This window comes from Lysinibacter cavernae, from assembly GCF_011758565.1.
Classification (GTDB): Bacteria; Actinomycetota; Actinomycetes; order Actinomycetales; family Microbacteriaceae; genus Lysinibacter; species Lysinibacter cavernae.
Map to the genome: position 1 here is coordinate 378,204 of NZ_JAAMOX010000002.1, position 12,882 is coordinate 391,085.

A 12,882-nucleotide genomic window follows, 5' to 3' on the forward strand; every position below is an offset into this window, starting at 1 on the left:
ATCGCTTCAGCACCCCTGCGGCACTCTTGAGACATGAACACGATGAACATCCCCCCAGTCCCCGAATCAACACCGGCATCTAGCGAGCCACAACCAGCGCTACAACCAGCCGGTGGGCGCACCCGCACGGAACGCACCTGGATGACCGTTGCAATCGTCTCGCTCAGCGCACTCGTGCTCGGCGGAGGAATCGCCGCAACAGCAGCCATAACCAATCTGGCCGACCGGAACGACGATTCTCGGGTTATCGCGCTCAGCGACAGCCGCAACAACGATCGATCAGACGATACCCGAGCCGAATCCGCAGCACCCCAGACCTCCTCGACGCCAATTCCGCTGGTTTCTGACATCGACATCGATAACGACGGCAACGCCTCCCTCAACGAAGAAACGATCACGGCAATCGCTTCGGCAGCACTTGCCGCAGCAGGTGGTGCCGGGACCGTCACCGATATCGAGAACGAACTTGGGAGAGGGAAGCCCTACGCCTACGAAGTTGAGGTCGAACGCGACGACCGGACCGAAGTGACGATTTACCTCACCGACACCTTTGACGTGCTCAAAGTTGTTGAGGACGACCTCTGGGACTAGCGGGTGTGCCCTGTTGCGGCGTCCGCGGCGGTGAGCTCATCACGGCGTTCCGCCGGCGAAGCGCAAGGCACGCAAGGCCTGCGAGCGTGAGCAGCGCGGCGAACGCGGCAATCCAGGTGACGGAAGCACCGGTCAGCGCTACGGCCGGAGGGACGGTGACCGTTGCGGTTGAGTCGAACGAATCGACGGGGTCGCCGTTGGCATCAGCTCCGTGAGCGATGGCAGTATTAGCGATCTGCCGCGCCCCCGAGTCGGCGTCTGTCAGCACATAGGTTGCCGTACAGACAACGCTCGCACCAGGAACCAGCACGGGCAGATCTGCTGGGCAGGTTGGCGTAGGCGCAACGCCACGACCAGTGAACACCGTCTCCTCGACCAAAATATTCTCGATGGGTTCGCTCCCCGTATTGGCGACCACGAAGCGGTACTTGAGCACCTCCCCTGCCGCGAACGTCGCAAGCTTCACGGGATCAACAAACTTGGTCAGCGTCAAGGCCGCCCCGCCAGACGGAGGCCCGGCAGTGACAACCGCGGACGACGGGTCAGAGACCACGGGCGACCTGACAATGCCTGAGGTCGTTCCGCTCGCCGTCGCGACATTATCGAGGTGGCCATTCGCAACGTCCAGTCCCGTCGCGTCATAGGTCGCGGAACACGTGAGTGTCTCCCCTGGGGCAAGCGCCACCCCGACAGGGCAAGCAGCCACTGGAATCGGCCCGCTGCCGCTAAACGCCACCTCGTTAATCACAATGGCCGTGAGCGTTGCATTACCGGTGTTGGTGACAACGAACGTGTAGCCCACGTGATCGCCTGTGCCATATTCCGGGGCATCGGCAGTTTTCGCAACGGCGAGCGCCGGCGCGATTACGGAGGTGAACGTCGCCTCTGATTCGGGGCTCAGGATGCCTTCAGCTGCGCCCGGCGGTGTTCCCACTGCGACAGCAACGTTGGAGACTGAGCCAAGGTCAACGTCGGACTGCGTCGCAACATAGTCTGCGGTGCAGATGACCGAATCAGCAGGGGCAAGTGACGCAGCGGCAGCCGGACAGCTCACAACTGGCGGCGTTCCGTTCCCCGCAAACGAGGCTTCAACAACTTCAACATCCGAAAGCGTCACGTTGCCCACGTTTGTCACCTCGAACGAGTACCGCACAGCATCCCCGGCCGCAGCAATCGACGTCGGCGACACCGATTTTGTCAGACTGACAGCGGGAGACACGACCGTCGGAATATGAACCGTTGATGGCGGCGACAGCACTGGGTCTCCACCAGCTGGCGGAATACCCGACGCCGATGCAGTGTTGCTTACCATTCCGGCATCAAGGTCTCGCTGCTGAACCTCAACCGTCGACGTGCAGATCATGGTCGCGCCCGGTGCGAGCGCCGGGCTCGGGCAGGCTGGCGGGCTTGGTGCGCCAACACCGGTAAAAACGCCCTCAACGATGCGAACGTCGCTGAGGGTCACGTTTCCGGTATTTGTCACCGTGAACGAGTACTCGATAGGGTCGCCAACGGCCGAAACCGAGTAGACATCGGCCGTCTTAATGACGGTGAGATTTGGCACGGGTGCCGCCGTCACTAGCGCCGTGGAGGGCTCCGAGTTCACCTGTCCACCCCCTGCTGGTGCCGTTCCGTGAGCTGTCGCCGTGTTCGTTATCTGGCCAGCATCAATGTCAGGCTGGGTCGCCTCGTACGCTGCCGTGCAGGTCACCGATGCGCTTGGCGCGAGCGATTGTGCCCCAGCTGGGCAACTCACAACGGGCGCCGCCCCCGTGCCCGAGAACGACGACTCAGTGATGCCAACGTCGGAAAGAGTCACGGTTCCGGTGTTGGTGATCACATACGAGTATGTAATGCTCTCACCACTCTGATCGGCCTTGGCTGGTGCCGCCGTTTTAAGCAGCGACACAGAGCGGAGCGGATTGGCAATAACTGTCGCAGAGGAGGGCAAGGAATCCACCGATGCTCCGCCCTGCCCAAGGGCAGACGCGACGGCGGTATTGGTAATGACCCCGGCATCCACATCGGTGAGCGTTGACACGTACGTTGCCGTACAAATCACGGACTCACCGGGGAGCAGGGAGGATGCTTGGGCCGGGCACGCCACGGTGGGCGCCACACCCGCGCCGCTGAACTGAGTTTCGGAAACGGTGATCGTATTGAGTGTGACATTTCCTGTATTTGTTGCGACGAAGCGGTACTCGATCGACTGCCCCGCGGCTGTAACGGTGCTTGGGTCGGCCGACTTCTCAAGCGATAGCGATGGCGCCTGATCCGCTGGAAGCTCAGCAATGGCCTCGCCGGAGTCAACGGGGCCGCCGCTCGGGGTGGCCCCGTGAGCAACGGCGCTGTTCTTCACGGTGCCAGCGTCGAGGTCTTGTTGTGTCAGCACATAGTTGGCATGACAGACCAGGTGATGGCCAGGGGGAAGAGAGGCGGCCTCCGGCCCACAGGCGATGGGGTCGATGGGGCCGGAGCCAGTAAAGACACGCTCCTCAACCGAGAGGTTCGACAGCGTGACGTTACCGCTATTCGTGAGAACAAAGGTGTAGGAGACGCCCTGCCCCACAACAAACGAGGCGGTGTCGCTTGGTTCAACGGATTTGCTCAGTTCCAGCGACGGAGACGCAACGACTGGAATTTCGACCGAAGACTGGCCTGAGGCCACTTCGCCACCCGCGACTCCATTCGCCGTCGCGCTGTTAAGAACCGAGCCCCTGTCGATGTCAGCCTGAGTTGCGATGTACTCGGCGGTGCACGTCATCTCGAGCGTCGGTGCCAACGTGTTTGACGGACATACCGCTGACGGTGGTGTGCCCGTTCCAGTGAACACGTCCTCGGCAATGCTGATGCCCGAGATGGGAACGTTACCCGTATTCCTGACCGTGTAGGCGTAGGTGTAGTAATCCCCAGCGAGCGAAAGTGACTGCACGGACGCTGACTTCACGAGCTCAAGCATCGGGGCAGCAACCTCGGTCGGTGTGGTCGTCGAGGAAGTATTCGAGGTGATCGTGGCGTTTGAACCTGACGGCGTCGCCGTGGCAACGGCAAGATTCAGCACAAAGCCTCGTTCGGCGTCCGCCGCAGTCACGGTGTAATCCGTCGCACCCGCACAGACTCGGGTAGCCCCCGGCAGAAGCACTCCGACGGGACAGGTCACCGCGCCGATCACCGGGTCATCAACCACCACGTTGTCCATCGCCAGTTCGCCCGTGTTTTTCACCACAAACGAATAGCCGATGGTGTCACCTGCGTCCGTAATCCAGTTGCCGTTCACATCCACCGGCTGGCCGGCACTTTTTTGGAGGGTCAATCCGACGGGTCGTGCAGTGTTGGTCACGGTGCAGTCGATGAGGTCACCAATTGCCGGACTCACCGTCACCGAATCTCCCGCCTGGCCGTTCGGCAGGCTGGGGTCGGCGAACCCGTTCTTGGTGCACGCCCAACTCGTCACATACCCAGAAAGGCTGCCGGGCGATGTAGTCTCGGCAAGCGTAAACGGCGCATTCGCGACGGCGCCGATTGTTTCAACCTCGCCCGTTGTCGCCGAGGACGTTGTGCCGGTATCGCCGGTCGCAATTGCGGCTCCCCCCTGTGGGCTCACCGAAAGCGCAAAGCTGTCCAGCGGGTCGATTCGTCCGTCAACGATTTTTTTCAGCTGTACCTTTGGTAGTAGCACCGCAAAGGCGACGCCCTGAACCCCCTGGGTGGCATTCTGCATCCGCTGTGTCATGAACGAGGGGTTCTCGGCGGCCAGCATGGCTGTTCCCGTTCGGTTGAGCGTATTGTCCGAGGCGCAGACCACCGTTGTAGTTCCAACACCGGAAAATGTTTGCGGACAGGCGTTGCCAATTGGTGTGAGCTGAGTCATTGGCACGTTCGATGTCCAGGTGTCGGTTTCGCCTGTTGTGGTTTGCTCAACATCCACCCCAACAATAGAAAACGCCGTCACCTGGTTGCCGTTGGCGTCTCGCATGGTGATGTCGGTCATCCGCAACGTTGAGCTTGTTGCAGGATCGACGGCGCGGTTCACCTGGTACAAACCGGGGCGACCTGAGACGCCACCGTAGTGACCTGCAGAGCCGATGAAGGCGCTCGGGATGAGGGGAAACGGGCTTGACGAAATTTGCCGACCACTGCGCTGGATGGAGTACGTCATCGTGTAGCCGCCGGAAAGGTTGAGCACCATTGCCTGGCCATTCCCTGCGCCGGCAGCGGCATCCGAATAGCCCGTCATATCCACCCAACACAACGTTCTGGCATATGCACCCTGCCCTGCAGCGGCATAATTGCAGGTTTGCGGAGTTGGCGCGGCGACCGCGGCCGAGGCACCAACGAGGCTGCCCCCAACAGCAAGCGCTAGCGCTAGCGTTGCCCCAACCCATTTTTGTACCACACGTGCTGCAAACATAGAGTTTCGACTCTCGTCCGGCGAGGGGAAAGAAAGTGTCGTGTTGATTCTCAGTACAGTGTGACACCCGATCAGCGAGGCGACAAGGAAACAAAACGTATTACCGCAGAGGCATAAGATCCCCTCCCTTGGGAAACATTCGAGTGAAACACTGAAAGAATGGAACCGAATCGGCCTGCCGGTTGCCAAATGAAATGAGATACGCGCTACGGAGGTTGAGGAGTGACCAGCAGAAACACGCTGCACCTCGACAACGCTGTGCTTGTTGTTATCCCAAGGGGATTCGACAAGCTTTGGGGATTCCGCACGCAAATCACTGTGCCGCTCGACAGCATCGTCGATGTTCGTGTCGAACTGCAGCCAAAAACAATCAGAACGGGGCTGCGGTATCCGGGGCTGAGCGCGTTTGGCAAGCGAAGCGGTACTTTCCACCCCGGTCGAGAAAAGCACTATTGGAATTACTCTGGCCGTGGGGAGGCACTGGCGATTTCCATCGCCCCAGGTCACGACTTCCATCGGTTATACCTGTCAGTGGAGAACGCAGAAAGCTCGCGCACCGAGCTTATGAATGCGGTGTCTGCCCGGCAATAGGCTCACGAGGCAACCTCATCAGCGGATCATCCGCACTTCGTCAGCACCGGTGCCGAACCCGGTCTCTTGGCGCGCACCTTCTACACGAAACCCGTTGGGTCCGTAAAAGGCCCACGCCCTAGGATTCTCTCCAACCACCCAGAGGCTCGCGGGGTCAGTGCCAAGGACTGCTTCGAGGAGCGCCTGCCCTGCACCAGAACCGTGTCAATCAGCCGCCCGAATAACCTCGATCAGGTCCAGAACGGATGCGCTGAGGCCTCTTGGATCTTCTTGCGGGGTGTTATGCCCAACTGACGAATGACGGTAGTCGACCAACCGAGTGAAGTTCGCTTCGTGCCCTTCGCGAGAAAGCGGCGGCATAACCGCATCATTTGTTGGATCGATGACAATGGTGGGTGTTTCGATCTGCGGCAAGGTCGACAGAATTGTCTCAAGGGAATCGTACGCGGGATCTGCAGGCGCAAGGCCGTACCGCACCCGGTACGAGTGCACGACCACGTCGACGAAGTCCGGATTGTCAAAGGACCGTGCGGTCGTCTCAAAGGTGTCGTCGTCGAATTGCCAGCCAGGGGACCATTCGCTCCACAGTTGCCGCGCGATCTCACGCCGATACTGCTTCAGACCTTCTCGCCCGCGTTCGATCTGGAAATACCACTGGTGCCAGTCTTTCGCCTCAAACTCGGGTACGTCTGGCACCGAGGCCATGCGCTTCACGCTGTACACGCTGTAGCCGCCAATCGCGACGAGCCCGCCAACCTTGTTTGGCCAGAGCGCGGCCGTGGCGTTGGCCGCGCGCCCTCCCCAATCGAAACCAGAAACGACCGGTTTGTCGAGTTGCAACCCGTCGATCAGATCACGCAGGTCGGCTGCCAGTGCTGCCTGCTGCCCTGACCGAGGAGTGCGATCCGACCGGAAGCGTGTTGGCCCGTACCCACGCAGATACGGCACAATAACATCCGCGCCGTTCTGCGCAAGTTCTTCGGCTGTAGCGTCAAAGCTTCTCGGGTCATACGGGAATCCGTGAAGTAAGACAACAGGGAACCCGCTTGAATCTCCGCGCCGCTCGAAGGCTATGTCGAGGACATCGGTCGTCAGGTACTCCACGGTAGGCTGCATCATGCCAACTGTACAGGCAGCCATCCTCTGATCTGGGTCGTGAGATTGGCGACTATTCGGCTTTTTGCCACCCAATGGCCGGCGCGATATCGCGCGCGATCGTTTCAAGCAGGCGCGAGTTGTAGTCGACGCCCAGCTGATTTGGCACGGTCAGGAGCACGGTGTCGGCCGCCTGCACAGCGGCATCCTTTGCAAGCTCAGCCGCAATCACGTCTGGCGCTCCCGTGTAGCTCTTGCCAAAGCGGGCGCGCACGCCCTCGAGCATCCCAACCTGGTCCTCGCCGTCCCCATCACGACCGAAATACTGTCGGTCGAGGTCAGAGATGATGGGGATGACGCTGCGCGAAACGCTCACTCGCGGCTCGCGCTGCCAACCAGCCTTCTTCCAGGCCTCGCGGTAGAGCTCAATCTGTTCAAGCTGCAGCTCGTCAAATGGCACGCCGGTATCCTCTACGAGCAGCGTTGAACTCATGAGGTTCATGCCCTGCTCCGCCGTCCACACAGCGGTGGCGCGTGTGCCAGAGCCCCACCAGATGCGCTCTGGCAGGCCGGGCGACTGCGGTTGGATGGCGAGCACCCCGTCAGGGCCCATCCGGGGGTCTGCACGAACCACTGGCTCTCCAGCAATCGCCGCGCGGAACAGGGCCGTCTTTTCGCGGGCGAGCGTTGCATCATCCTCGCCCTCTCCCGGAACATAGCCGAAGGCGTGCGAGCCGTTGAGCGCCGTCTCGGGTGAACCGCGGCTCACACCGAGTTGCAGGCGGCCTTCGCCACCGGAATGGGCGCTGATGAGGTCGGCCGCCGCCGCTTCCTCCGCCATGTAGAGCGGGTTTTCGTAGCGCATATCGATCACGCCGGTGCCGATCTCGATCCGCGACGTGCGCGCTCCGATTGCAGCAAGCAGCGGGAATGGCGACGCCAGCTGGCGGGCAAAGTGGTGCACCCGAAAATAGGCGCCGTCGATGCCAAGTTCTTCGGCGGCAACCGCGAGCTCAATGCCTTGCACAAGCGCGTCGCCGCCGGTGTTGGTCTTGCTCGATTCGTGTGGATGCCAGTGGCCAAAGCTGAGGAAGCCGATACGTTTGCGGTGCATACCAGGTGCAACAATCTGGGGCGGGGAGTATTCCGAGGCGCTTCGCGCGCAACCGCGTGGCGCAGCATCCCAAAGCCAACAATCCATGGGCATACGCAACGCAGAACGCCCCGCCCAGCAGCTGAGCGGGGCGGGGCGTTCACACAACGGAACGTGTGCCGTTAGCGGTCGGTGCGCGAGCGCAGCCGCTTCATGAGTGTTGTCGGGCGAAGCAGCACGGCGCCGAACAATATGAGCAGCAGCGCAAGCACGGCGATGCCAAACCCACTGTTGGCCCCGGTGAGGGTCAGCTGCTCTGCGGCCGTGTGTCCAATAACCGCTGCGGCCTCCGGACCGGCAACCGTCGTTGAGACCTTGGCCGTGTCAGTCACCTCACCCGGCGTGATACCGGCGGGGGTCGCGGCGCTGGCCGTTGCAACGTTGAGGAGCGCTCCCGAAACATCCGCCGCCGTGACGGTATACGTGCCGGTGAACACAACCTGCTGACCAGGGGTGAGCGTGCCATCGAACCCATCTGGAGCGGTTGGGCCACCATCCAGTTTGAGTTCAGCTCCGTTGCCGTTGGTGAAGGAACCTTCGTCAACGGTGACATCGAGAAGCGGCACGTTCCCGGTGTTGCGCACCGTGAAGTTGTAGGCGATCTGCTCGCCAGGGGTGAAGGCCACGCCGTCGGCCGGTGCGTTTGCAACCGACTTCACGAGTTCAATCCCTGGCTCAGCCTTATCAACGTTTACGGCGGCCGTCGACTCATCAGTGACGGCATCCCCCGCGTTTGGGGTTCCGCTCACATCCGCGGTGTTTGCAATCTCGCCGCCCGCCATCTGATCGGCAACCGTCACGTCGTAACTTGCGCTGTACGTCACGGATGCCCCGGGGGCGAGCGTACCGTCAAAGTCGGCGGGCTGCGTGGCCGTAATTGGCGTAGTGAGCTCAAGCGCTTCGCCGGCGCCGTTCACAAAGTTCGACTCGCTGAGCGTCACGTCATGCAGCTCACGTGAGCCCGTATTGGTAACCACAAAGCCATAGTTGATGGTTTCGCCGGCAACATAGCTCACGCCGTTGGCAGGGGCGGATGCCGATTTGACCAGGTCAATCGAAACGGGCCCAGGAACCATGGTGGTGGTCACGGTGTTCGACAGCACACCAAGCGGTGCCTCAACCGTGCGGAACGTTGCGTTGTTCGCCCAGATGCCGCCCTCACTGCCCGTGACGTGTGTGAGCGTGTATGTGAAATGGGTGTTCGACAGTGGCGGCATCGTGGCAAACGTCACCTTGATACCCGTCACCATGGCGAGCTGATTCTCAACAGCGGCAAAATCCTGCCAGGTCACGCCCGCGCCGTAGGTTGTGCCTTGGCCAGAACCAAGCGTCTGCGACAGCTGCACGGCCTCGGCATCATCGGTTGTGTATTGGGCGGTTGCACCGGCCGGAAGCGAGACGGGGCCGGTCAGACGGTACTCTGCCTCGTTCGTAGTTGCCGGCACGCGCGAGGTCGATCCGGCCCTCCCGTCGCCAAGAAATGGCAACACATCGATGACGGATGCGCCGGTCTGGGGAGTCACCGTCGAGCCGTTTGCGACGTCTACCCGCCACGAAAAGTCTTCACCCGCTGTAATCACCGGGTTGAGGGCAATTTTCGACACGGCAATTCCGGCAACACCGTCAACCGACACGGTGGCCTGCGCCATGTGCCGGTCACCAGCAATAATCGGGAGGTCTCCCGGGGCAGGCGAGGTGCCGTCTGACGGAGACGAAACGGCAACCGTATTGACGTAGTCTCCACGCGCGGTCAGCGCCGCACGGGCCCAATAGGTCACCACGGGTTCTTGACCCCTCGTCAGAGACGAGAACTCCCACGTGACCGTTGTTGAACCGTCGGCGTTCACCACAACCGAACTTGGTGCGATCGAGGGGGCCTGCACGGTTTCGCCACCAATGGATTCAGCCGTTGGGAGGAAGGTGAGGCCGGCGGGAATCGTATCGGTGAGGGTTACTGACTTCGCCGTATCGCTTCCCTGCACCCCAACGTCAAGCACGCGGGGGCTCAGCGTAAAGCTTCCCGCAGCACCTGCGGCGATTCGGGCCGGATTTGCCGTTTTGCTCACACTAATCGCGGCATCAACCGCAATCATCCGGTCACCCGTCGTTGGATTATGCGATGCCGTCGAGCGCTCGATGTTGGCCGCCGGATCGTAGTCATTTCCACGATAGGTTCCACCGCCAAGATCCGGGCTGCTCCAACCGGCCATGTTGGCAATAATCTGGCCGGAGGGAACGTCCTGCTTCCGCTCAAGGTTGATGAGGAACACAACGTTGTTTTGACCGGCGGCAACCGTCGCGCCCTGATCAGCAATGAATCGCACGGCAACAACCGAGCTGAGATCAAAACCGGGAGTCGCAAGCGCGGTGGCCTGATCCGTCCACACCCCAGCGCTATCCGCGCACGTAAACGTCTGCATCTGACCCCAGCGGGTGTTTTGATCCTGGCTTAGCGTCATCCCAGTGAGGTACTCAAAATGACCGGCGAGGTTGTTTCCACGAGCGTACGCTGGCTGCCCCTCGCTACCTGCTGGCCAGGCCCAACCGCCTGAGGGTGCCGTACGGAATTTGGCGAGGTTAAGAACGGTTGAGTCCCAGATGTCACACGCTTTCACGCCGCTAAACGCTGTTGCGGCCGATCCGTTCTGCAAGGCTAGGTAGGACTGCACCTGCTGTCCGGCTTCAAGCGGCCCGTCGCCCGAGCGGTCCGATGCGGTGCCAAGCGGAAGGTATGGGGTCCGGCTCGGATTGTTGATGATATCGGTGAATCGTTTGGACATTGCGCCCTGATTCGCGATAGTCAGCTTGACGGGAACCGTATTATCCGACGGGTCTTCCCCCACATTTGCAACAATGTTGCCCGCCGCGTCATAGCCGTTGGCCACGAGGTCACTCACGACGTTTGAGGTCTGGAGGATTCCGGCACCGGTTTCATACCCTGGGACGTCACTCATCGGCACAAAGACAACCACGTATCCGAGCGAGAGGTAGCCCTTATTGTCGGCGAGCACTGAGCCGCCCCGAGATTTGGTCGGCAAGTGGTTACCGGTCAGATCTGCGCTCTTGATAGTGACGGTCACCTTTTGCGGGTTGGCGTTATCCGCCACCGCTGACCAGGCTCCGCCGTTGGCAACCGCATCGGCCGAGGTCGAGTTGCGGCTAAAGAGCGGGAATTCGGCGTGATTCGTAATGTCGCTTCCCTTCACGCTAACCAGCTGCGCGTGTGGGCTGATGCCGCTCAGATCGTCAACAAAGGTGATGGGCTGATCGGGCGTTTGGTACCCCCTGAGCCCCTTTGTGCTCATCTCGGGAACGGTGATCGTCACGCCGTACTGGATGTTCCAGCCGCGCGTCACGCCGTCAGGCCCGAGCACGTTTGATGCCGTGTAGGGAGACTTCACCTTTGTCATGTTCAGTCGCGGCGCAGACGTAATTGTCAGCGGAGTTGGGCTTGTGCTCACAGCGGGAGTTGTTGCGTCATCCGTCACAAACGAAATGGCATCGGGCGCAAAAGCAAGCGTGGTGCCGTTTGGCTGACTGCCGGCGGTGGCGGAAAACGTGATGACCGGTGACGAACCAAGCTTGATATCTCCGAGGTTACACGTCGCCGTTTTCCCGTCAGCGCTCACACCAGAAGGCGTGCCTCCAACGGGCGATAGGCACTGGGCCGGCAGCGCGTTCCAGGTGAGCCCGTCGGGCAAGACGTAGGTAATGGTCGCGTTCTTTGCGTCGTTTGAAGCCCCCGTGAGCGAGTTCACCGACACGGCGACGTCCCAGGCCACCGTGTCGTGCGACCGCAAGATGTTGTCAGTTGGCGACGTATCACGTCCGGCCCCAGCGGTCGCATCAAACGGCGCCGTGCCCGTCTGCACGTCGCCAATGGACACGGCGTATGACAGTTCCGGATCCCCCGGCGCCGCCAAAGCTGGCGCGACGGGAGCCAAAACGACCCCAGAAATAACCGCTGCAGCGAGTGCCGAACGGAATAGATGTTTATTCACAGTTCTCCCCTAAATACCAAACAACGCTGCCGCGAGAGACCCCACAGTCGGCGACAGTCGTTTATTGATCAGGGAGCAATTCTGGCTCAGCCGGTCGGGCCCAGAGTATGGCTCGCGGCCTCGTTGAGTGGTTCTTCGGCGCGAATAAGTACGCCGCGGGGCAGGTTACGTACCAGGAAGGACGGTACTGAGGAGACGGAACGCTTCCGCAACAACTACCCGTTGTCACCCTTGGCGTGCTCGATCTCCCGCACTGCCTCGAGGTGCTGCTGCGCGATCGAACGCACGCCCTCCAATGCAAACGCGATCATCAGGGCAGCAAACCCCGCAGCAAAAACCACACCTCCAATGATGACTTGGGTTGGTGCGCCCTCAAAGAATCCGCGGCTCGATGTTCCCATGAAAATCATGTATCCGAGCAGCAACAGGAACGGCGAAATAATGAAGAATCCAACCGCGATACCGGGAAGGAGTACCCGTGAGGGAGGACGGGGAGCTGGGAGCATTGGCTGTGCGTCAGTCATACCTCAAGTCTATGAGAGGCGGGGCCAGCAGCACGCGAAGCGTGGCTACAGCTTCACGATGTTGTACACAACCACGCGCTGCTTCTCGATCTGCGTGAGCACGATAGTGACGTTGACCTTGTCGTTCGTGAGGGCGTAGGTCTTGGCCCCGTCGGCCTCGTTCTCGCCGACCACTCGGAAGCCGGCATCCGTAAGTTTCTTGACGGCATCGTTCTGGGCATTCTCATCAGCTACCTCGACCGAGAACGACCAGTTTGAGTCGCTTGACGAGGCGACGTTGGTGACCTCGCCGGAGACCGCCTTCACGTCAGCAGGTACGCCCTCAGGCAACGCTGAATTTGACCCGGTGCAGCCGGTGAGCAGCAGCCCACCAACCAAGACGGCGGCAATTGATGATGTGCGGGCGAAGGTTGTGAACGATTTCATGAGTTTCTCCTGTGTTTCAAAACGTGTGAACTGGTGTGCCGCGGTGGATGCCCTGCGGCAAGGATAACGGGCGAAAGGTCGGGAGCGCAC

Annotated in this window: 8 protein-coding genes; 2 read left to right on the plus strand and 6 right to left on the minus strand. The window is 60.9% G+C overall.

Features of this window, described 5'->3' with window-relative positions; translation table 11 throughout:
• Positions 1-33: 33 nt before the first annotated feature.
• On the plus strand, positions 34-591 hold the full coding sequence (locus FHX76_RS11240; protein WP_208402659.1) for a hypothetical protein: 558 nt from the start codon (positions 34-36) through the stop codon (positions 589-591).
• Here FHX76_RS11240 and FHX76_RS11245 read toward each other — a convergent pair.
• Positions 560-5,002 (minus strand): DUF7507 domain-containing protein, encoded by a 4,443-nt coding sequence (locus tag FHX76_RS11245; protein WP_167150779.1) that lies wholly within the window; start codon positions 5,000-5,002, stop codon positions 560-562. The genes FHX76_RS11240 and FHX76_RS11245 overlap by 32 nt on opposite strands.
• A gap of 222 nt (positions 5,003-5,224) precedes the next feature.
• Between FHX76_RS11245 and FHX76_RS11250 the strand changes: the two genes are divergently transcribed.
• The gene (locus tag FHX76_RS11250) at positions 5,225-5,593 is read left to right on the plus strand and encodes a hypothetical protein (RefSeq protein WP_167150780.1); all 369 of its coding nucleotides are present in this window, start codon (positions 5,225-5,227) and stop codon (positions 5,591-5,593) included.
• Between the two features lie 204 nt (positions 5,594-5,797).
• Here FHX76_RS11250 and FHX76_RS11255 read toward each other — a convergent pair whose 3' ends face one another.
• The 5 genes from FHX76_RS11255 to FHX76_RS11275 all read right to left on the minus strand — a co-directional run bounded on the left by FHX76_RS11255 (position 5,798) and on the right by FHX76_RS11275 (position 12,792).
• Positions 5,798-6,712, minus strand: a complete 915-nt coding sequence (locus FHX76_RS11255; protein WP_208402660.1) for an alpha/beta fold hydrolase — start codon at positions 6,710-6,712, stop codon at positions 5,798-5,800.
• Positions 6,713-6,761: 49 nt separating this feature from the next.
• Entirely contained in the window at positions 6,762-7,802 is a 1,041-nt protein-coding gene (locus FHX76_RS11260; protein ID WP_167150781.1) for an LLM class flavin-dependent oxidoreductase, read from the minus strand.
• Between the two features lie 161 nt (positions 7,803-7,963).
• The gene (locus tag FHX76_RS16765; protein ID WP_167150782.1) at positions 7,964-11,842 is read right to left on the minus strand and encodes a DUF7507 domain-containing protein; all 3,879 of its coding nucleotides are present in this window, start codon (positions 11,840-11,842) and stop codon (positions 7,964-7,966) included.
• Positions 11,843-12,057: 215 nt separating this feature from the next.
• Positions 12,058-12,366 carry a hypothetical protein gene (locus FHX76_RS11270; protein ID WP_167150783.1) on the minus strand — a complete coding sequence of 103 codons (309 nt, stop codon included), beginning with the start codon at positions 12,364-12,366 and terminating at the stop codon, positions 12,058-12,060.
• 45 nt (positions 12,367-12,411) lie between these two features.
• Positions 12,412-12,792, minus strand: a complete 381-nt coding sequence (locus tag FHX76_RS11275) for a hypothetical protein (RefSeq protein ID WP_167150784.1) — start codon at positions 12,790-12,792, stop codon at positions 12,412-12,414.
• Positions 12,793-12,882 lie beyond the last annotated feature (90 nt).